The following is a 20,300-nucleotide window of genomic DNA, read 5'->3' as shown; positions in this document are numbered from 1 at the left end:
GTAGGACGGCCTTTCCGCCTTTAGACTGAGAACAGTCCGGCCCCCCACGGGGTCGGCCCATGGAAGGGGCAAATGTCGGAAATCGACGAGGCCGAGATCGAGACCGAAATCGATCCGGCCGAGGACGACGATGGCGATGACGTCAAGGTGGAGGTGGTCAAGCAGACCGGTCCGCCCGGAGTCCTGCGCGACCGCTACACCATCCGCTCCAACCAGCCCCTGCCTGAACTGTCCACGCCCTCGGCCGACGCTTTCGTCGCCGAGGATAAGCGTGATCCCAGCCGCGCCCTGTTCGGCCTGATCTGCAAGCCGGAACTGCCGCCCCGCGTCAACGCCATGCGCGCCCTGAAGGGCGTGTCGACGCCGGGCCTGATGCAGCTGGTGGAGTGGGGGCCCATGAACTGGCCCCCCGCCGGCCGCCAGTGCATGACCGTGGTCTACGAGCGCCCGGGCGGGAACCGGGTGATGGCCAACATGCGCTCGGACGTGCCGCGCATCGACGAGTACCAGATCACCAAGCGGGTGATCGAACCGCTGACCGCCGCTCTAAAGGAAATGGACGGGCGCGGCGTGCCGCACCGGTCCATCCGGCCCACCAATCTGTTCTTTTCCGACGGCAATGGCGAGCGCCTGGCCTTTGGCGACTGCGTCTGCGCTCCGCCGGCCTTCGACCAGCCCGTGCTGTTCGAGACGGTGGAATCGGGGATGTGCACTCCCATCGCCCGGGGCAGCGGCGATCATACCGAGGATTACTATTCCCTGGGCGTGACCATCGCCTTCCTGATCCTGGGGCGCAACCCGGTGGCGGGGTTGTCCGACGACGCCATCCTGGGCATGAAGATCCAGCAGGGCAGCTACAACATGCTGATCGGCGACGAACGGTTGCCGCTGCCCATGATCGAGCTGCTGCGCGGCCTGCTGTGCGATGACGGCAGCCAGCGCTGGGACGCCGAGGATCTGGATCTGTGGCTGTCGGGACGGCGCATGTCGCCCCTGCAGCCCCGGGGCGAGAAGCGCGCGGCCCGTGGCTTTCCCTTCATGGGCAAGGAGTACTTCAACGGCCGCGAACTGTCCCAGGCCATGTCCAAGAACTGGGACCAGGCCATTCCGCCGGTGGTGGAGGGCAAGCTGGAGCTGTGGCTGCGCCGTGCCGTCGAGGACAAGGACAAGGCCAATGTGGTGGCCGAGGTGGTGCGCATGGCGCTCAACTCCACCACCGACAAGAAAAGTTCCACCGACCTGATGCTGTGCAAGGTGCTGATCCTGTTGGATCAGGCGGCGCCCATTCGCTACAAGGGCTTCAACGCCATGCCCGACGGCTTCGGCTCGGCCCTGGCGGCGGTGATGGCCAGCCGGGGCGACACCAGGCTGCTGACCGAGATCATCCTGCGCGAAGTGCCGCGCCTTTGGTTCGAGATGCGCGGCGAGTACCAGCCCGATAACTCGCTGATGGAATCCAATTTCAAGGAGTTGCGCTCGTACCTGTCCCAGACCGGCATGGGCTATGGGCTGGAGCGCTGCCTGTACGAACTCAACGACGCCCTGCCGTGCCAAAGCTCGCTGCTGGGCGAGGAATACGTGGTCGAGGTCAAGGAATTGCTGCCGGCCCTGAATGTGGCGTCGTCGAAGCGTGCCGACGGCAAGCAGATCCCGGTGGATCGCCACATCGCCGCCTTCCTTGGCGCCCGCATGCGGTCCGACATCGATCGTAACCTGACCGCCCTGGGCGATCCCAACCAGAGCATTGCCATGATGGCGGCGCTCAATCTGTTCGCGGTGCTGCAATATCGCCTCGGTCCGGAATCCCTGCCCGGCCTGGCCGCCTGGGTCGGAGCCATGATCGCTCCCATCGTCCAGGGCTTCCACGGCCGGGAAAAGCGCCGGGAACTGGAAAAGGAAATTCCCCGTCTGGTGCGCAAAGGATCGGTGGTGGAGATCTACAACCTGCTGGAGAACGCCGAGGAACGCGTACGTGACGAGCAGGAATTCACCTTCGCCCAGGCCCAGTATTCGGCCGCCGAGGAGGAGATCAAACATATTTTGCTGGAAACCGAGGAGCGCAGCGCCGAGGCCGACAAGATCGGTCGCCAGACCGCGGCGGTGACCGGCATCCTTGTCGCCATGGTGACCGCCTCCATTGTGGTGATTTCGGCGGTTTTTTAGAGGTATCCATCTGATCTTGCACGCCTGCCGCATTGCCATTGGCGGGCCGTGGTGCCATGCTTCGGCCCATGGCAAAGAAAATGTCAGCGGTGGAACAGGCGCGTGCGGCGGCTGCGGCGAAGAAGAAAGCCAGCAGCGGCGGAGCGGGCATCAACAAGGGCGTGGTCCTGATGGTCCTGGCCGCCCTGGTGCCATTCTCGTTGCCGACCGTAGCCCTGGTCGGCATCGGCATGCTTCCCACCTGGCCTCCTGGGCCACCGAGAAGGGACCCAACAAATACGCCTTCCTGTGCGTCGGCGGGCTCAATTTCGCCGGTGTGTTCCCCTATCTGTTCGGCTTGTGGTTCGGTGTCCATACCCTGGACGAGTCCCTGCGCATGCTGACCGATCCCATCATGCTGATGACGGCCTATGGCTGCTCGGCTATCGGCTGGGGCATCTATGCCGCCATGCCACCCATGGTGGCCAGCTATCTCGCCGCCAGCAGCCAGCGTCGGGTGAACAACCTGAAGGCGGCTCAGAAGAAGCTGGTCGAGGATTGGGGCGACGAGGTCTCCAAGAAGGGCTGAGGGCGAGTCCCTCGAACCGTCGGGACCGGAGAGAGCTCACAAAAAACCCCCGACCATCGGCCGGGGGCTTTTTTGCGGTTCCTGGGGCCATTACGCCCGGTTCTGGGCCTCGGCCTGGGCGGAGGCGGACTTCACCGATTTCTGCAGCTTCTCGAAAGCCCGCACCTCGATCTGGCGCACCCGCTCGCGCGAGATTCCGTAGCGCTGGGACAGGTCCTCCAGGGTGGCAGGGTCTTCGGTGAGGCGGCGCTGGATCAGGATGGCCCTCTCGCGGTCGTTGAGGGCTTCCAGGGCGCTGGTCAGCATCTGCCGGCGCTGTCCAAGCTCCTCGCGCTCGCCCAGTTCGGTTTCCTGGTCCTCATGGTCATCCACCAGCCAGTCCTGCCACTCGCCCTCGCCCTCGGCGCGCACCGGCGCATTCAGGGAGTGATCGGGGCTGGACAGCCGGCGGTTCATGGTGACCACCTCGTCCTCGGTCACCTCCAGCTTGGTGGCGATCTTGGCCACGTTCTCGGCGGACATGTCGCCTTCCTCGATGGCCTGCATCTGGCCCTTGAGCTTGCGCAGGTTGAAGAACAGCTTCTTTTGCGCGGCGGTGGTGCCCATCTTTACCAGCGACCAGGAATGCAGGATGTATTCCTGGATGGCGGCGCGGATCCACCACATGGCATAGGTGGCCAGACGGAAGCCCCGTTCGGGGTCGAAGCGGCGCACCGCCTGCATCATGCCCACATTGCCTTCGCTGATCAGCTCGCCCAGCGGCAGGCCATAGCCGCGGTAGCCCATGGCGATCTTGGCCACCAGCCGCAGATGGCTGGTCACCAGCCGGTTGGCGGCCGGCAAATCTCCATGTTCGCGGAAGCGCTTGGCCAGGAGGTACTCTTCCTCCGGCGGCAGCATGGGGAATTTGCGAATGTCCTGAAGGTAGCGCGTCAGGTTGCCTTCGGGCGCGAGCGACAGACTGGAAGCGATTGCCGTCATCGTCTCATCTCCTCTTTCGGCGCGGAGGGTTTTCCCTCGTTATCGGATCGGGCCCATCACGGGGGATCCGTCGTCACCGGCTGATGAGACGATAATGTCATAGTCGCTAGCTCAAGTATAGGCGTTTTTTATAGAACCTCTAAAATCTGCATCAATGCGTTGATATCAAGTGGCATACCGCTTTCGAAGCGGACGTCATATCCTTTAGTAGGATGCGAAAAACCGAGTAGGTAGGCATGAAGGGCCTGGCGCGGGAATTGGATCAGTGCGGTCTTCACCTCAGGTGGTAGGACCACTCCTTTGTGGCCACGAATCCTGCCATAGACCGGATCGCCGACCAGGGGATGGCCCTGCGTGGTCATATGGACGCGAATCTGGTGGGTGCGTCCGGTGGCCAGGCGGCATTCCACCAGGCTGACGGCGCCGCCGGCGAAGCTTTTGAGCACGCGGTAGCGGGTCAGGGCCGGCTTGCCGCCGCTTTTCACCACCGCCATCTTCTTGCGGTCGTTGGGGTTGCGGCCGATATTGCCCTCGATCTCGCCCTGTCGGGGGCTGGGGGTGCCCCAGACCAGGGCCCAATAGGCGCGCTCCAGGGTGTGCGCGGCGAACTGGGTCGCCAGCCCGCGGTGGGCCGCGTCGGTCTTGGCGGCGACCAGCAGGCCGCTGGTGTCCTTGTCGATGCGGTGGACGATGCCGGGTCGCTTCACGCCGCCGATGCCGGCCAGGGATTCGCCGCAATGGGCCAGCAGGGCATTGACCAGGGTCTCGTCGGGATTGCCCGGCGCGGGATGGACCACCATGCCGGCCGGCTTGTCGATGACGATCAGATCCTCGTCCTCGTAGACCACGGTCAGGGCGATGTCCTGGGGCTCGGGCTGGGCCGGAGCGTCGGGGGGGACGTCCACCACGAAGCACTGGCCGGGTTTGACCCTGAGGGAGGCGTCGGATATGGTCGTCTCCTCCAGGCTGACCCGTCCGTCCTCCATCAGCCCTTTGATGCGGGTGCGTGACAGTTCGGGCAGGCGCAGAGCCAGCCAACGGTCCAGGCGGGTGCCGGCCTCCTCGGGCTCGACGGCGGGCGGGGTCAGGCGCTGGGTCACGGGCATGTCCATGGACGAACAGGGATTGAAGCGAAGATCATGAGAGCGATCAAGGGATTGGTGCTGTTCCTGGGGGTTCTGCTGCTGGCCGGCTTGGGCGTCCTTGGCTATGGGCTTTACAGCAAAGCGCCGGGGAAGGGAACGCCTTCGGCCATCGCCAGCCGGGTCGGCGCGCCTTCGGTTGCCGAATTCGGCCAACTGGCGGTCCCCATTCCCGCCGGCGCCAGGGTCGAGCAGATGGTGGTAGCTGGCGATCGGGTCGTGCTGCGCCTGTCTGGCGGCGGGCCCGAACGGATTGTGGTGCTTGATCCCGGTCTCGGCAAGGTGGCGGGCGGCTTTGTCCTGACCCCCGAACCGGCCGTCCGGTAGCGAGGCGGGGAGGGGCGGCATGCTGGTCCTCTTGGCGGAACAGATGGCCTCCATCGCCAGCGCGGCCGAAGCCGCCTGGCCGTCGGAAGGCTGCGGCCTGCTGATCGGCACGGGGCGGCGCATCGTGACCGTCACGCGGGTCATGCCGGCCTGCAATCTGCTCGAGGCCGAAGGCAATGACCGCTTCGAACTGGACCCGGCGGTGCGCTTCGCCGCCGAACGGGCGGTGCGCGGCACCGAGCTGCGGGTGGTTGGCCACTGGCACTCCCACCCCGACGGCAGCGCCAGCCCCTCGGCCACCGATCTGGCTCAGGCCTGGGAGCCCGAACTGATCTGGCTGATCGTCGGAACCGCCGCCGATGGCGCGGGCCGTCCCCAGACCGTACAGATGCGAGCCCACCGCCTGGACCGGGATGCCGGCCGGGTGTTTGCCGTCCGTATTGAAGTGGCGGAAAAAAGAGCTTGCCACGCCGCCCGCTTTCCGACATAAAGCGGGCCTCGCGCCTCGACGTCCCCATCGTCTAGAGGCCTAGGACACCGCCCTCTCACGGCGGTAACCGGGGTTCGAATCCCCGTGGGGACGCCATCGCCGATTTATTCAATAAAATCAACGACTTAAAAGATGCACCGCAAGGCGCGTTTACCATAAATGTTTACCATTTTGTTTGCCAAATCGGATGGCACTACCCTTCCATCGGCAGAAGGACCATGATCAGGCAGAATCACGCCTAATCGAGCATTAGGAATAAAGCGGAATATTGTAATAACTTGATAACAAACGATATTTTTGTCGTTTATTGCCATGTCAGTAAAGTGTGAGTCTGGCCCAAGCCGCCAACCGATTAATCCAGCCTTGAACTTGCCAACCCATATCACTAACTGATATGAACGTAGGCATGCCACATGCTGATCAGACCCTCACATATCTGCTGGATCTTGATGGTGAAGAGATCATCTACGATGACGGTTATGTCGCCCGATTCAAGGTCAAGGGGATCGAAGCGACGGCTGAAAAACCCCACGGCGTTTCGTATTCGCTGACATTCCATTCCCGCGATGGCCGCCGGTTGATGGGATACGACAACGCCCATGGCGTTGCGCATCGTGGCGGTAAGTTTGTCGAACGCCAGACCGCCTTCGACCATTGGCACCGCGACGAATCCGACGAGGGTCGGCCCTACCAGTTTGTGACCGCCGAGAAGCTGATTGCCGATTTCTTTGATGAGATCGAGCGCATCCTGAAGGAGCAACACGATGGCTGAAAAGACCAAGGTCGGCATCGCCACCCATACGGAGCTTCGTGAGCGCGCCTTGCAGATTGCTCGTGGTGAACGTCGGCGCCTGCCTGATGAACCGCAGATTTGGTTCACATCGCTCGAGTCGTTGGCAAAGGTGTTGTCGGAACCAAATCGCAGGCTGTTGCGGATTATTGATGAACAGCACCCGGCATCGCTGGCCGAGCTGGAGGTCATGAGCGGCCGTAAGGCCAGCAATCTCTCCAGAACCCTTAAAACCATGAGCCAATACGGCCTAGTCAGGCTGGTGCCAGGCAAGCGTGGCTCTGTTGCCCCCGAGGTGCTGGTACGCGGGGTTCAGATGGACTTGAGCATCGTTGGGTAATCAGCCCGTTGGCTTGGCCCATCTCGACGCAGGATAAGTGTGGGGTGCCTTCTCAGACTCCTCCGCGTCGGTGGCAGCATTTTTCGCAACAGTCGTCTTGGGTTTCCGCCCAAGGCCGATCTGGATGGCCATCTCCGAGCGCTTTTGCGAATAGTTGGGGGCGGCCATCGGGTAATCAGCGGGCAGAGACCACTTGGATCGATATGCATCGACCGACAGGCCATGCGAGGTCGACAGATGGCGCCGCAGCATCTTCTGGCGCTTCCCACATTCCAGGCAGGCGACGAAATTGGGGGTTATGGACTTTTTGATAGGTACTGCCGGGGTAGGACGATCCGCACCGACTGGGGGCGGCGCATCGGTACCGGCCAAGGCTGCGTAGGTAGCGCTGATGATCCCAGAAAGATCGCCAATGGCAACCTCGTGATTTCGCAAATAGGCCGCCACGATGCGAGCAGCAAAAGATACCTTTTGATTAGCCATTGATTGTGCCTCCTTGAGGCTTTGATCTGAAATTGTTACCGATACCAGTGACATAGCCGCAGCGACTGGTCAATCTGCAGTCTGATCGTCATGAAGCAAATGATATCATGATGAGATAAGCAAAATTATTTCAATTAGAAGCGCTTTCCTATAAAAATAAACTGATATCTTAGTATGTTGTTCAAAAATACTCACAGTCGCAAGCCGCATTTACGCTGTATTTCTAAAAGATAGTTTCCATCGAGCGATCCAATTTATTAGCATGAAGCGGAGGTCAACGTTGACCTCCCCTCCAAAATCGCCTATGTCAAAACCAATAGCTACGTCACTTTCGCTGCAGCATCAGAGAAAAGCATTCGCAACTTTGTTCTGTGTCTTTCAAGTGCGCGACAAATCTCAGCCAAAACTCCATACTTGCCATAAATAGCGTATTCGGCGTTATCTCTTATCTCCTCACATTCAATGCAATACTCGTAATTTAATTCTACCGCCGTAAGCTCCGCATCACTAAAGTCAAATCTTTCTAGATCGCCCAGATCAAGAATGCCGCCGATGATCTTGTCATTGATAATCTGGAGGTGCCCAATTACGTCATCCTGAAACTCAGCATCTCTCATCGAAAGCAAAATGCGAGAGTACTCAACTCCATAGCTGCGCTTTATTGCCAGCAACCTCTCTATATCGTCGCGACGATCTGATTTAGAGCCGCCACTTTCACGCTCCACACATCCATTACGCGCGCCTATAGCGCTATCATTTATGTGTTTAACTTTAGACCATATGTCATTAATCTTACACACAAGCTCTTCCATTTTGCGTGACGTAAGATCATCTAATCCATTAGGATCTGTAGCCCGCTCTATATGGGAGTGATTCTCGCAGAACACAGATTCCTCCTCATTAATACTGACATAGACAGCCTGTTGCTCATTGTCGTCTCTGCCTGTTAGCGTGATATTTGTACTTTTTTCTAAGTAGTTTGCTACATTCATGTTGCTCATTTTACTATCCTCTTTTTTACAATTTAATCATTGGGCCGAAAGTTGCTTTGGCCATTGCCATTAGCTCGTTGCGCCGCTTAGGATTCGGGCTAATCAGGCAGACATCCTCAGCCGTCCCCATCCATCGCTGTCCAGTGGATGCACGCCTGATGACATCGCCGCGTTTGCGAGCAGATCGAAGCAATTCAGCTGCCGCTTGATCGGTAAGTCGTATAACAATAACGTCCAGACCATCAAATAATGGCGGCGGCTTTATAACAAACAAGTCTTGATCAAGCGTCGCCATTGCGTGGCTTGCTGAGCACAATTTTGACATGTGCTTTCCTATTGTATTCGTCACACCCATTTTCACCTCCGCGTTGCTTGGGTATGACGCAACGTTAGCCCCACGTTTTGGATTTTTCGATATCTTTCGCCATCAAGATGGCGCAACAAATTGCGACGCTCGTCCCGGCGTTTCCGCAGCATTCCCAAGAATTCACTTTTGATTCTGCGCCAGGCCAAGGGCGCCAAGACAGAATTATGAGCTGAATACTGCATTCTGCCGGCGCACAAGGGGGATGAATTATTGCCGCTAGCTCGGCATGGCTGCATTCCATGGCAACTAACACTTCCAGGCAGGCATAACACAGGAAGTAAAACGAAATAATGACGGAATGTCACAGCGACAGATATCGTCCTGTGAGTTGCCTACGCATTCCGCGCCGGGCCAATCATAAGGATTGATGAGATCATGAATGATAAAGCATTAGTAATTTTTGAAATCAACGACATTGGCGTCGGCCTCCCGGAGGCCGATCTTCGAGCAATATACGAAAATATAGATGGATTTCCTCCGAACGCACTCAAGACGTCAGGTGATATCATTGATCATGTGGTGAGCGTGCATGGATATGACTTCAAACGCATGAATCGCTTTTGGATGAACCAGTTTATGGCTGCGATTGCGACATTTATTCACCACGATCAGTCCGCATACATGACAACCGAATATCGACGCACTCAGGCGACTAACAACAATAAATACAACTAATGCCGTCCTTGCCCGTGACGGCGCCAAACGAGGTGGAGATATTACGATGAATAAATATGGTCTATGCGCGTTAATTGCATTGATAAATAGATATACGCATCGTCGCCACCACCTCGCGACAACTTCCCGGCGGGAGGAGGCAAGCCTCCCGCTGGGATATCAACAGAGGTGTAACGATGAAGTATCATTTAACATTTTTTGGAAACTCTAAAGACAACATTGCTTCAATTGGCGAAGGTGCCGACTGGAACGCAGTATGTTCTTTGCTGACCACCCATACCACGACCGAGGCCAAGGACACCCTGATGGTCTGTCCCGCCCGCTTCGTTGAAGGTGGCGGAGATCCAGTCCGACGCTGTGCGGCCAATGTGGTCGAATACAGTATGCTGGGCCTGGACATAGATGGCGGCTTCAGCATTTCCGCCTTTCGATCCAAGTTCCGACCGTGGAGGTACGTGGCCTATTCAACGTATTCGCACAGGACGGCAAAAAAGAGTGGTCAGGACGCGTTTCGGGCGTTCTTCCCTTTAAACACGCCTGCACCAGCAGCAGTGTTCCGCGACATGCGTCCCGAGATCAAAACTTGGGCGGGCATCGGGGATCGGTCACAGCTTGATCTGAGTCGCGGATTTTATCTCCCAACATGTCCCGCCGATCGATTGGTCCTGGCAGAATCATGGGTCAACGATGGCCAGGTATTGGAATGGTCAGGGTGGGCAACTGCCGCAGCAGCCCGCATCGAGAGGGAAAAAGCAGCCCCGGTGGCTGACCATCAAGAGATCACCGACACAGAAAGGGAGAAACTTCTGACTAAGCTCAAGGGGCGGTATGTCGGCCAGGAGCCCCTTTGGTGGCGAATTGGCATTGCCATGGCCAGCAACGGATTCACCCTTGATGACTTCCGTGCCGTCACCCTCGGGGGTCTGATGCGGCAAAAGTCGGCCAGTGACTGCGATGCCAAGTGGCGGCACTGCCTCCAGCAGGCGCAGCACGGCAAGCAAATCTCGCTCGGCTTTTTGATCAATGTCGCCAACGGCAAGTTCGTGGGAGGTGTCGTATGAGCACCTCCATTGACGCTAAAATCCAAGACCTTACGACCCAGGCTGAACAATTGAAGGTGGCCAGGAAGACTGCGGCCCAGGCGGATAAGCAGGCTGCTGCCGCGCTACGCGAACAGCAACGGCAGGACCTTGAACGCCGAATCAAGGAGATCATCGAGCGGCAGGATTATCGCTTTATCAGGGGGCAAGGTAGCTACGTCGAACGAAGCCCAGCAGGGTGGGGATTCCTCAATAAACAGGCCTTGCAAAACAGCCACGCCGAACTCCAATCGAGTGAGGGATTTATGCTCTTCACCAAGATCTTGGAGGCGGATGGCCGCATTTACCGCGATATCACCGCCACCTTCGATCAGGCGCCGGAGGAACATCTCAATCTCATTGACCGGCGCGACTGGGTCCAGCCAAACGTCGATGATGTTCACCCATTTTTTAATTATCTCACCTGGACTTTATCCGGCGAAAAGGAGGAGGCGCAGGACCACATTGAGCATGTGATTGCTCGCAAATATCTACGGCCAGAGGATTTCACCATCCCCTGCATGGTGTTTTATCCGCAAGGAGGAATTGGCAAAAATGTCTTTGTCGACAACGTCCTTTGCACAATTTTCGGACGGCACCAAGTGGCTTCCGTCAGTACAGATAATGTATCAGGTTCGTTTAATGGCGTTATTGCTGGAAAAACGATCGTGTTTATCGACGAAAGTCAGAATGATAAGTTGGACATGGAAAAGATGAAGCGACTTGTCGGAAACCGATATGTTGTCATCAACGAAAAATTTCAGCGACCATATCAAGTTGAAAACACGGCACTATACCTAATTGGCGGAAATGATATTCGGGGTGTAATTCGAGTTGGCCATGACAATAGCGACCGCCGTTGGTCGGTAATCAAAGCATCGAGACCCATGCCAGAGGTTATTGCCGACTTGCGAGGTATCACCATCGACGAGGCAAAGTTGTGGATCTCAGAAAACATCTGGGTGACTCGAGACGCCCGCGAGGTTGGGCGCTGGCTGCACAATATTCTTGTCCGTCACCGGGACAAAGAAACTCCGAGCGCCTACCATGGCGAAGATTTCGATGAATTGGCCAGCAATCAACGGCCAGCCTGGGAAATGGTGGCCCATGAGGTTTTCGGCGATGAAGCCTTTACCTATGTGTCAGCCCCCAAATTGCACGAGATGGTGAGCATCTTCACCAAGCAGTTCTTCCCAAACTCGCGGGTTCCAAATGTCAACGATTTGCGGGCATGCGTCAGTTCTTGGCTCGGAAAGCATCCCGAGTTCGGCGTGGGTTCGGAGATCCGGAAGATTAACCTGACCAACCTCGGCGGGGATCGGACGATCTCTTCGACCAGCGCCTGGGTCCGAGGGAATGCGACCAGCTGCGAACGGGTGAATGTCGTCGAAAAATGGGTCAGCTGTGGTTCATGGATGGCAGAAGAGGATGTCATCAATCATGAACCGGAACCGATTGAGGATATGCTCAAGCGATTCAAAAATCGGGGCCTGTCCGTGGTTAGCTGATGCGGTGGCGGGGCATCAAACTGGATGCTCCGCACCATCTAAATGGGATGCCGGTGTCCCGCCCAGAGATACCCATCCATGGCCATAGCACGGCGGGTCTGCGCTCATGGTGGTCTTTCAAGCGCCTAGGCGCTACGCCCGAAAGCGGTCATTGGGGTAAGCGGTATGTTGCTGATGCCCCAATTCCAGCCGCCTACAGATACAGTATCGATTCTCGGTTCGCTGTGGGGAAGGTCGCGGAGACGATCGCTCAGGCCAGCTCGGCATAGACCCCAAGACGCTCTCGAAGGGTTTCGAGCATCTCGTCACGAATAAGATCCCTAGTGCCTTTGATCCATGCGGCGGCCAGAGGAAGTTTGTTCATGCCGTCACCGGCGGTCACTTCAAGGGGGATATAACGCACCCCGGTGACAGCCATCCGCGACGTCCAACGCGGCACGATGGCGACACCTAATGTTGGCAGCCACTAGGTTGACGATCGTCTGCTTCTCTTCCGCCAACTGGGCGATACGCGCCTGCAAACCCGCTTCGGCGAACAACTTCATGGTCAGGTCATGACTGTGCGGGCGGGATCGACGCTCGGGAACGATCAGGGGCTGGTCGGCTAGGTCCTGCACCGTCACCTTGCCGGACTCGGCCAAGGGATGGTGCTCGGGAACCGCTACAACCGCCGTCTCATGGAACAGGAACAGGAATTCGATACTCTTGTCCGGATGCTCCGGCGGGCGGACCAGGGCGAGATCGATCCGCCCGGAGAGAAGACGAGGCAACAGACGGATTGTTTTGTCCTCGGCAAGCTGGATCACGACATCGGGGCGCTTCTGGCGAAAGTCGTGAAGCAGCAGAGGGACCAAGCCAGCCGAAGCACTATCAATGGCCCCGATCCGAAGTGTCGCGGCCCGATCCCGTCCGCGCCCCCGGAATCGTTTGGCAATAGCCTCGGCCTGGGCCAGCAGGGCGCGCGCATCGTCCAAAAGAACGGCACCATCGTCGGTCAGCGCGACATTGCGGGTGGTCCGTGTCAGCAGGCGTGTGCCGAGATCTTCTTCCAGCATGCGGATATGGCGGCCCAAAGCCGACGGCAGCATGGCGAGACGCTGCGCGGCTTTGCCGAAATGAAGCTCCTCCGCCACCGCGATGAAGCACCGAAGCTGATGCAGATCCAAGAGCGGCCCTCCCAATTCGGATTGTATCACTTTTTTGTATAAACATGCGCGATTTATCGCCGCCAGACGACAAGACTACGATCACCTCCAAGATCAAGCGCGGATGTCGCGCCAAGTATCTGAAATGTTCGAGGAGGTTGAGCGTGACAAGTCAAGCGCCCGTCGAGGTCATGACCGACATCATGACCAAGTTCACGTCTTACATCGGGAAGCGACTGCCCACCGATATCAAGGAAAAGCTGGCAGATCTTCGGGAGGCAGAGACCAACCCGATGGCCAATGTCTTGTTCGACTCCATGGCTGAAAACCAGGAGGCAGCCGATAAGCTGAACCGGCCGAGCTGCCAGGATACCGGTGTGATCCAGTATTTCATCACCGCCGGAGCCAAGTTCCCCTTGCTGGGCGAATTGGAGGACATCCTGCGCAATGCGACCCTGGGCGCAACCAAGTTGGGTCCGCTCCGTCATAACGCCGTGGAAGCCTTCGACGAGAAAAACACCGGCACCAACACGGGATCACGCATTCCGTGGCTGGATTGGGAGATCGTCCCGAACGATGACAGCGTGACCATCGACGTCTACATGGCTGGCGGCGGCTGCACCCTTCCGGGCGCCTCGACAGTGTTGATGCCGGGCCAGGGATACGAGGGGGTCGTCGATTTCGTCTTCGATGTGGTCACCTCGCGCGGCGTCAACGCCTGTCCGCCCTTGTTGATCGGAGTTGGTGTCTCGACCTCGGCGGAAACAGCGGCACGCCTGTCGAAGAAGGCAATCCTGCGTCCTGTGGGCTCCCAGCACGGGAATGCGAATGCCGCCAAGATGGAAACTCTGCTCGAAGACGGTCTGAACGAGCTGGGCATCGGCCCGCAGGGTCTGACTGGCAACAGCAGCGTGATGGGGGTCAACATCGAGTCCTCAGCTCGCCATCCCTCCACCATCGGCGTGGCAGTCTCGACCGGCTGCTGGGCTCATCGCCGTGGGCGTATCCGCTTCAATGCGGACCTGTCCTACGAAATCGTCTCGCATGAAGGAGTGGTGCTGTGAAGAAGATCCTGACGACCCCCATCAAGGACGAAGACCTGGCGGACCTCAATGTCGGCGACATCGTCTACCTGACCGGCCGTCTGGTCACTTGCCGCGACGTGGCCCACCGCCGCCTGATTGAACAAAAGCGCCAGCTTCCCGTGGACCTCAAGGGCGGGGCCATCTTCCATGCCGGCCCCATCGTGCGGAAGACCGATGAGGGTGACTTCGAAATGGTCTCCATCGGCCCCACCACTTCCATGCGGATGGAGAAGTTCGAGAAGCAGTTCATCAAGGAAACCGGGGTCAAGCTGATCATCGGCAAGGGCGGCATGGGGCCGGAGACGGTTGCGGGCTGCGCCGAGGACAAGGCAGTCCATGCGGTGTTCCCAGGTGGCTGCGCCGTCCTCGCCGCCACCAAGGTCGAGCGAATTGAAGGCGCCGAATGGCAGGATCTGGGTATGCCGGAGACCATGTGGGTCAACAAGGTCAATGAATTCGGCCCGCTGATCATCTCCATCGACACCAAGGGCAATAATCTGTTCGAACAGAACAAGGCCCGCTTCAATGAGAAGAAAGGTCCAATTCTTGAGCGGATCAAAAGCCAAGTGGGCTTCATTCGCTAGCTGGTGATTTCTTGCCGCCGACAGAGCAAAGGCACACCCCGATGAGATCTATCTCGTCGGGGTGTTTTCATGTTCTGCCGACCACGAACCGCTCATTATATCAAAAATTTGTATAAACCTATGCGGTTTAATGCCACGCCCTTGCCCGCATACCATGCCTGTCAAGCTCAGGCGCAATATCGCGCGAATTATATAATACAGGGTGAGGAGTTCGTCCCATGAATACGGATATGGAAAAGCGTGTCCTGCGCAGAATCAGCTGGCGCATTGTCCCATTTATCATGCTCTTGTATTTTATTGCGTATATCGATCGGGTGAACATCGGCTTCGCCTCGCTGACCATGAACAAAGACCTTGGCTTCACTTCGTCAGTGTTTGGATTTGGTGCGGGCATCTTCTTCTTCGGCTATTTCCTGTTCGAGGTCCCCTCCAATCTGATCCTTGAAAAAGTGGGAGCGCGTCTTTGGATCACCCGAGTGATGATCACCTGGGGCTTGATCTCCGGCGCAATGGCTTTCGTGCAAGGGAGCACCAGCTTCTACGTCCTGCGCTTCCTGCTCGGAGCCGCCGAGGCTGGCTTCTTTCCTGGTATCATCCTCTATCTCAGCTATTGGTTCCCGGCGCGCCATCGTGCTGGCGTAACCGCGCTCTTCATGGCGGCCGCCCCGATCTCGACGGCCCTGGGCTCTCCCATTTCCGCCGCATTGCTTGAACTGCATGGCGTCATGGGGCTGGCCGGCTGGCAATGGATGTTCATCATCGAAGCCCTTCCCGCCCTGATCCTTGGCGTCGTCGTGTTCTTCTACATGACCGACCGCCCGGAAAAGGCCACTTGGATGCCCGAAGACGAACGCGCCTGGCTGATCAATGCCATGAACGAGGAAGCGGCCAGCAAGTCTGGGCATGCCAAGCACAGCATCTGGCGCGGCCTGGCGGACCCTCGTGTTCTGGCCTTGGCGCTGATCTATTTCGGCACCTCCGCCGGCCTTTACACCCTGGGAATCTGGGCGCCGCAGATCATCAAGCAGCTTGGCGTATCCTCCATGACGGTGGGTTGGCTCAACATGATCCCGCCGACGGCATCGGTCATCGCCATGGTTCTGTGGGCGCGCCATTCCGACCGCACCAGCGAGCGGACCTGGCATGTGGTCGGCGCCTGTCTGGTGGCCTCCGCCGGTCTGGTCTTCGCTGGCAATGCCGACGGCGTCTTCACTGTCATCCTGGCCCTGACTTTGGTCAATATCGGCATCAGCGCCGCCAAGCCGCCGCTGTGGAGCATGCCCACCATGTTCCTGTCCGGTTCGGCCGCTGCGGCTGGCATCGCCACCATCAATTCTATTGGCAACCTTGGAGGCTTCGCCGGGCCGGCCATGATCGGCTGGATCAAGGATCTGACCGGAAGCTTCATGGGCGGGCTGTATTTCGTCGCGGCGCTTTTGGCGATCTCGGCGGTGACCACACTGCTGCTTGCCCGTTCGCAAAGGAAGTCAGCGGCGGCCTCAGCCGCTGCGGCCCAAGCCGCTTCCAACTAACGCCGGCCATCCGAGCCAATGGAGATCGATCATGCGTGAATTCAAGATTGCGGCCATTCCGGCCGATGGAATCGGCAAGGAAGTCGTGGCGGCCGGACTTGAGGTTCTCGACGTGCTTGCCAAGCGTGACGGCGGCTTCCGTCTGAACATCGAGACCTTCGACTGGGGATCCGACTACTACAAGAAGCATGGCACCATGATGCCGGAGAACGGTCGCGAGACGTTGAAACAGTTCGACGCCATCTATTTCGGTGCGGTTGGCGCCCCCGACGTCCCCGACCACGTTACCTTGTGGGGATTGCGTCTCAACATCTGCCAGCCATTCGACCAGTATGCCAATGTCCGGCCGACCCGCATCCTGCCGGGTATCAAAAGCCCTCTGGCCGGTGTCGGGCCACGCCTACTCAATTGGGTGATCGTCCGCGAGAATTCCGAAGGCGAATATGCCGGACAAGGAGGCCGTTCCCATCGCGGCTTCCCAGAGGAGGTGGCGACCGAGGTGGCCATCTTTACCCGGGCCGGGGTGACACGGATCATGCGTTTCGCCTTCAAGCTGGCCCAGTCGCGTCCCCGCAAGCTGCTGACCGTGGTGACCAAGTCCAACGCCCAGCGCCACGGCATGGTGATGTGGGACGAGATCGCCGCCGAGGTGGCAGGAGAGTTCCCAGACGTGACCTGGGACAAGATGCTGGTCGATGCCATGACCATGCGCATGACCTTGAAGCCGGAGACCCTGGACACCATCGTGGCGACCAATCTCCACGCCGACATCCTGTCCGATCTGGCGGCGGCTCTGGCCGGGTCGCTCGGCATCGCTCCCACCGCCAACCTCAACCCGGAACGCAAGTTCCCGTCCATGTTCGAGCCGATCCACGGATCCGCCTTCGACATCACCGGCAAAGGTATCGCCAATCCAATCGGCACCTTCTGGACCGCCTGTATGATGCTTGACCATCTGGGCGAGACAGCGGCCTCAGCCCGACTGATGCGGGCCATCGAAAGGGTGACCGCCAACCCGTTGCTGCATACTCCCGATCTCGGGGGCAAGGCGACCACGCGGATCGTCACCGATGCGGTCATCGCGGCAATCGAGGCCGACAACGAGTAATCCGAAGAATGCGGGGCAAAGGGCAAAGCCTTTGCCCCGCAGGCATCTCACCCCAACACGGATGGATCGACCATGACCCAATCCCATAGGGATTTGCTTCGACGGATGTTCGATGCCGCCGTCGCCGCCGCCCAGCCAGCCCAGTGCGTACCGGCATACCTACCCGCCGTCCCCAAGGGCCGCCTGATCGTCATTGGAGCCGGAAAGGCATCGGCGGCCATGGCCCGTGCGGTCGAGGACAACTGGGCAGGCGAAGTCTCCGGCCTAGTGGTGACACGCTACGGCTACAACGTGCCATGCCGCCGCATCACCATTGCCGAAGCCGCCCATCCGGTCCCCGACGCAGCCGGCCTGAATGCCGCCCGAAAAATGTTGGATCTGGTGTCCGACCTTACGGCTGATGACCTGGTCCTGTGCCTGATCTCCGGCGGTGGCTCGGCCCTAGCCCCGCTGCCCCTGGATGGTCTGACACTGGAAGACAAGCAGGATGTCAACCGCGCCCTGCTCAAATCCGGCGCGACCATCAGCGAAATGAACTGCGTCCGCCGCCATCTGTCGGCCATAAAGGGGGGGCGTCTGGCGGCGGCCTGCCATCCGGCCAGGGTGGTGACGCTACTGATTTCCGATGTCCCCGGCGATAATCCCATGAATATCGCTTCGGGGCCGACGGTGGCCGATCCCACCACTTGCACCGATGCCATGGCCATCATCCGGCGCTACGGCATCGTGGTTTCCGACAAGGTTCTCGACGTTCTGGAAAGTGGACGGGGCGAAAGCGTAAAGCCGGGCGACCCCAGGTTGGCGTTGACCGAGACGCACGTCATCGCCGCACCGCAAGTGGCCCTGGAAGCTGCGGCCAAGGTGGCGGAAAGCGCCGGATTCACGGCTCATATCCTGGGCGACAGCATCGAGGGCGAAGCCAAGGATGTGGGGGCGGTCATGGCCGGCATAGCCCACCAAGTCACCAAGCGCGGCCAACCCTTTAAGCCGCCCTGCGTGCTGCTGTCGGGCGGCGAGGCCACGGTGACCGTTCGGGGGCAGGGGCGTGGCGGCCCGAATGTGGAGTTCTTGTTAGCTCTGGCCGTCGCCCTCAACGGTCAGCCCGGAATTCACGCCATCGCCGGAGATACGGACGGCGTTGACGGCATGGAGGACATTGCCGGCGCCATCATCACGCCCAACACCCTATCTCGCGCCTGGGTCATGGGGATCAAACCGCAGGACAGTCTGGCCGCCAATGACGCCCACCGCTTTTTCCATGCCTTGGGCGATTCCGTGGTGACCGGCCCGACACTCACCAACGTCAACGATTTCCGCGCGATTTTGATCGCCGACAAGGACAGCACTCCATGAGACAGAAGCGCAATACTCGTATCGTCGCCACCCTGGGGCCTGCCAGTTCCAGCCCGGACCAGATCAGGGCGCTGTGGGAGGCCGGGGCGGACGTCTTTCGCCTCAATTTCAGCCATGGCAGTCATGCCGACCACCTGGAGCGGTTCAAGGAAATCCGCCGCCTGGAGGCCGAACTGGGCCGTCCCATCGCCATCCTTGCCGATTTGCAAGGTCCGAAGCTGCGTCTTGGAGTCTTCAAGGCGGGCAAGGTGGCTCTCAAACCAGGGCAGGCTTTCCGCCTCGACCTGTCGCGGGAACCGGGGGATATCAACCGCGCCCCGCTGCCTCACCCGGAAATCCTGTCGGCCCTGACGCCGGGTTCGGACCTTTTGCTGGATGACGGCAAGGTTCGGCTGCGGGTCGAATCCTGCGGGCCAGACTTTGCCGAAACCGTGGTGGTGGTGGCGGGTCCCTTGTCCGACCGCAAGGGCGTCAATGTGCCCGACGCGGTGATCCCCCTGTCGGCCCTGACCGAGAAGGACCGCCGCGACCTTGCCTTCGCCCTGGAATTGGGCATCGACTGGATCGCCCTGTCCTTCGTGCAACGGCCCGAGGATGTGGAGGAGGCCCGCGCCCTGATCGGCGACCGCGCCCGCATTCTGTCCAAGTTGGAGAAGCCCTCCGCCATCGACCGCCTCGATGAGATCGTTGCTCTGTCCGACGCGGTGATGGTGGCGCGCGGCGATCTGGGCGTCGAATTGCCGCCCGAGGATGTGCCCGGCCTGCAAAAACGCATCATCCGCTCATGTCGCGCTGCCGGTAAGCCGGTGGTCGTTGCCACCCAGATGTTGGAATCCATGATAGAGGCGCCCACACCGACGCGGGCCGAAGCCTCCGACGTGGCCACCGCCGTCTTCGCCGGTGCCGACGCGGTGATGCTCTCGGCGGAATCCGCCTCGGGCCGCTATCCCGTCGAAGCCGTCACCATGATGAGCCGCATCATCAGCCGGGTTGAGAGCGATCCCAACTATCTCGACGGTCTGGGCAGCGGTTGCGCCAAGCCAGAGGCCAACGACGCCGACGCCATCAGCGCGGCCGTCTGCCAGGTGACCGGCATCCTGTCTGTCGCCGCCATCGTCGCCTACACCACTTCGGGATTCACCACGCTGCGCATCGCCCGAGAGCGTCCGGCTTCCCCGATCCTCAGCTTGACCCCGAATGCGGCCACTGCGCGCCACGTTGCTTTGGCTTGGGGCGTCCATTCCGTCCACACCGAAGATGCCGCCAATGTGGAGGACATGGTCGCCAAGGCGTCAGGCATCGCCACCAGAGAGGGTTTCACCGAGGGCGGCAAGCCACTGGTGATCATCGCAGGCATGCCATTCGGAACTGCCGGTTCAACCAACCTGTTGCGCATCGTGCGCGTGCCCAGGGCTTCACTCTGACCAAACGCAATGAAATTTGCGGCTCCTCCCGCCGCACTGACCCTGGTTCGGGTCAAACTAAGGGCTGCCCATGAAAATGGGTGGCCCTTTCTTCATGATTTAACTGTATCGAGTTTTCGGGTTAGGTCATGAACGGCGGGATCGTGTTCGGCGAAACCGACCGC

General features: G+C 59.4%; 22 protein-coding genes and 1 tRNA gene. 16 read left to right on the top strand and 7 right to left on the bottom strand.

All coding sequences use genetic code 11. From position 1 onward, the window contains the following. Positions 1-72 precede the first annotated feature (72 nt). On the top strand, positions 73-2,163 hold the full coding sequence (locus AMB_RS16110) for a serine/threonine-protein kinase (protein WP_011385554.1): 2,091 nt from the start codon (positions 73-75) through the stop codon (positions 2,161-2,163). Positions 2,164-2,479: 316 nt separating this feature from the next. Then, entirely contained in the window at positions 2,480-2,731 is a 252-nt protein-coding gene (locus AMB_RS26515) for a hypothetical protein (RefSeq protein ID WP_231848863.1), read from the top strand. A gap of 90 nt (positions 2,732-2,821) precedes the next feature. On the opposite strand, the gene rpoH is transcribed toward AMB_RS26515, so the two are convergent. After that, on the bottom strand, positions 2,822-3,712 hold the full coding sequence (gene rpoH / locus AMB_RS16100; protein WP_011385552.1) for an RNA polymerase sigma factor RpoH: 891 nt from the start codon (positions 3,710-3,712) through the stop codon (positions 2,822-2,824). Positions 3,713-3,840: 128 nt separating this feature from the next. Next, positions 3,841-4,818, bottom strand: a complete 978-nt coding sequence (locus AMB_RS16095; protein WP_231849087.1) for an RluA family pseudouridine synthase — start codon at positions 4,816-4,818, stop codon at positions 3,841-3,843. A 33-nt stretch (positions 4,819-4,851) separates the two neighbouring features. Here AMB_RS16095 and AMB_RS16090 point away from each other — a divergent pair, with 33 nt between their 5' ends. The 5 genes from AMB_RS16090 (at position 4,852) to AMB_RS16070 (ending at position 6,801) form a co-directional block, all read left to right on the top strand. Further along, the gene (locus AMB_RS16090) at positions 4,852-5,181 is read left to right on the top strand and encodes a hypothetical protein (protein ID WP_043744835.1); all 330 of its coding nucleotides are present in this window, start codon (positions 4,852-4,854) and stop codon (positions 5,179-5,181) included. Positions 5,182-5,200: 19 nt separating this feature from the next. Further along, positions 5,201-5,671 (top strand): M67 family metallopeptidase, encoded by a 471-nt coding sequence (locus AMB_RS16085; RefSeq protein ID WP_043744831.1) that lies wholly within the window; start codon positions 5,201-5,203, stop codon positions 5,669-5,671. 20 nt (positions 5,672-5,691) lie between these two features. After that, positions 5,692-5,767, top strand: a tRNA-Glu gene (locus tag AMB_RS16080). 310 nt (positions 5,768-6,077) lie between these two features. Beyond that, a complete protein-coding gene (locus tag AMB_RS16075) occupies positions 6,078-6,443 on the top strand; it encodes a toxin-antitoxin system TumE family protein (RefSeq protein ID WP_011385550.1) in 366 nt (121 codons plus the stop codon). Continuing rightward, a complete protein-coding gene (locus AMB_RS16070) occupies positions 6,436-6,801 on the top strand; it encodes a transcriptional regulator (protein WP_011385549.1) in 366 nt (121 codons plus the stop codon). The genes AMB_RS16075 and AMB_RS16070 overlap by 8 nt, the downstream gene beginning before the upstream one ends. On the opposite strand, the gene AMB_RS16065 is transcribed toward AMB_RS16070, so the two are convergent. The 3 genes from AMB_RS16065 to AMB_RS25325 all read right to left on the bottom strand — a co-directional run bounded on the left by AMB_RS16065 (position 6,802) and on the right by AMB_RS25325 (position 8,631). Then, positions 6,802-7,284, bottom strand: coding sequence for a MucR family transcriptional regulator (locus tag AMB_RS16065; protein ID WP_011385548.1), 483 nt, complete (start codon positions 7,282-7,284; stop codon positions 6,802-6,804). 320 nt (positions 7,285-7,604) lie between these two features. Then, on the bottom strand, positions 7,605-8,285 hold the full coding sequence (locus AMB_RS25330; protein ID WP_148207439.1) for a hypothetical protein: 681 nt from the start codon (positions 8,283-8,285) through the stop codon (positions 7,605-7,607). 16 nt (positions 8,286-8,301) lie between these two features. Beyond that, entirely contained in the window at positions 8,302-8,631 is a 330-nt protein-coding gene (locus tag AMB_RS25325) for a hypothetical protein (RefSeq protein WP_148207438.1), read from the bottom strand. Positions 8,632-9,018: 387 nt separating this feature from the next. On the opposite strand from AMB_RS25325, the gene AMB_RS16055 reads away from it, so the two are divergent. The 3 genes from AMB_RS16055 to AMB_RS16045 all read left to right on the top strand — a co-directional run bounded on the left by AMB_RS16055 (position 9,019) and on the right by AMB_RS16045 (position 11,905). Beyond that, positions 9,019-9,318 carry a hypothetical protein gene (locus AMB_RS16055; RefSeq protein WP_043744824.1) on the top strand — a complete coding sequence of 100 codons (300 nt, stop codon included), beginning with the start codon at positions 9,019-9,021 and terminating at the stop codon, positions 9,316-9,318. Positions 9,319-9,494: 176 nt separating this feature from the next. After that, entirely contained in the window at positions 9,495-10,379 is an 885-nt protein-coding gene (locus AMB_RS16050; protein WP_011385547.1) for a hypothetical protein, read from the top strand. Continuing rightward, entirely contained in the window at positions 10,376-11,905 is a 1,530-nt protein-coding gene (locus AMB_RS16045) for a primase-helicase family protein (protein WP_011385546.1), read from the top strand. The genes AMB_RS16050 and AMB_RS16045 overlap by 4 nt, the downstream gene beginning before the upstream one ends. Positions 11,906-12,155: 250 nt before the next feature. On the opposite strand, the gene AMB_RS26185 is transcribed toward AMB_RS16045, so the two are convergent. Next, on the bottom strand, positions 12,156-12,323 hold the full coding sequence (locus AMB_RS26185; RefSeq protein ID WP_197531962.1) for a hypothetical protein: 168 nt from the start codon (positions 12,321-12,323) through the stop codon (positions 12,156-12,158). Then, a complete protein-coding gene (locus tag AMB_RS16040; RefSeq protein WP_011385545.1) occupies positions 12,289-13,071 on the bottom strand; it encodes a LysR family transcriptional regulator in 783 nt (260 codons plus the stop codon). The genes AMB_RS26185 and AMB_RS16040 overlap by 35 nt, the downstream gene beginning before the upstream one ends. 170 nt (positions 13,072-13,241) lie before the next feature. Between AMB_RS16040 and ttdA the strand changes: the two genes are divergently transcribed. From ttdA to pyk, 6 genes are all read left to right on the top strand, one after another. Then, entirely contained in the window at positions 13,242-14,114 is an 873-nt protein-coding gene (gene ttdA / locus AMB_RS16035) for a L(+)-tartrate dehydratase subunit alpha (RefSeq protein ID WP_231848862.1), read from the top strand. Further along, positions 14,111-14,719 (top strand): L(+)-tartrate dehydratase subunit beta, encoded by a 609-nt coding sequence (gene ttdB / locus AMB_RS16030; protein ID WP_011385543.1) that lies wholly within the window; start codon positions 14,111-14,113, stop codon positions 14,717-14,719. The genes ttdA and ttdB overlap by 4 nt, the downstream gene beginning before the upstream one ends. A gap of 218 nt (positions 14,720-14,937) precedes the next feature. After that, a complete protein-coding gene (locus AMB_RS16025) occupies positions 14,938-16,251 on the top strand; it encodes an MFS transporter (protein ID WP_011385542.1) in 1,314 nt (437 codons plus the stop codon). A 31-nt stretch (positions 16,252-16,282) separates the two neighbouring features. Continuing rightward, positions 16,283-17,359: a tartrate dehydrogenase gene (locus AMB_RS16020; protein ID WP_011385541.1), complete on the top strand. Its 1,077-nt coding sequence runs from the start codon at positions 16,283-16,285 to the stop codon at positions 17,357-17,359. 72 nt (positions 17,360-17,431) lie between these two features. Then, the gene (locus AMB_RS16015) at positions 17,432-18,712 is read left to right on the top strand and encodes a glycerate kinase type-2 family protein (protein ID WP_011385540.1); all 1,281 of its coding nucleotides are present in this window, start codon (positions 17,432-17,434) and stop codon (positions 18,710-18,712) included. Further along, complete coding sequence (gene pyk / locus AMB_RS16010) at positions 18,709-20,136, top strand: pyruvate kinase (protein WP_011385539.1); 1,428 nt, start codon at positions 18,709-18,711, stop codon at positions 20,134-20,136. The genes AMB_RS16015 and pyk overlap by 4 nt, the downstream gene beginning before the upstream one ends. Positions 20,137-20,300 lie beyond the last annotated feature (164 nt).

Source organism: Paramagnetospirillum magneticum AMB-1, assembly GCF_000009985.1.
Lineage (GTDB): Bacteria > Pseudomonadota > Alphaproteobacteria > Rhodospirillales > Magnetospirillaceae > Phaeospirillum > Phaeospirillum magneticum.
This window is presented reverse-complemented; position numbering and strand designations above follow the sequence as displayed.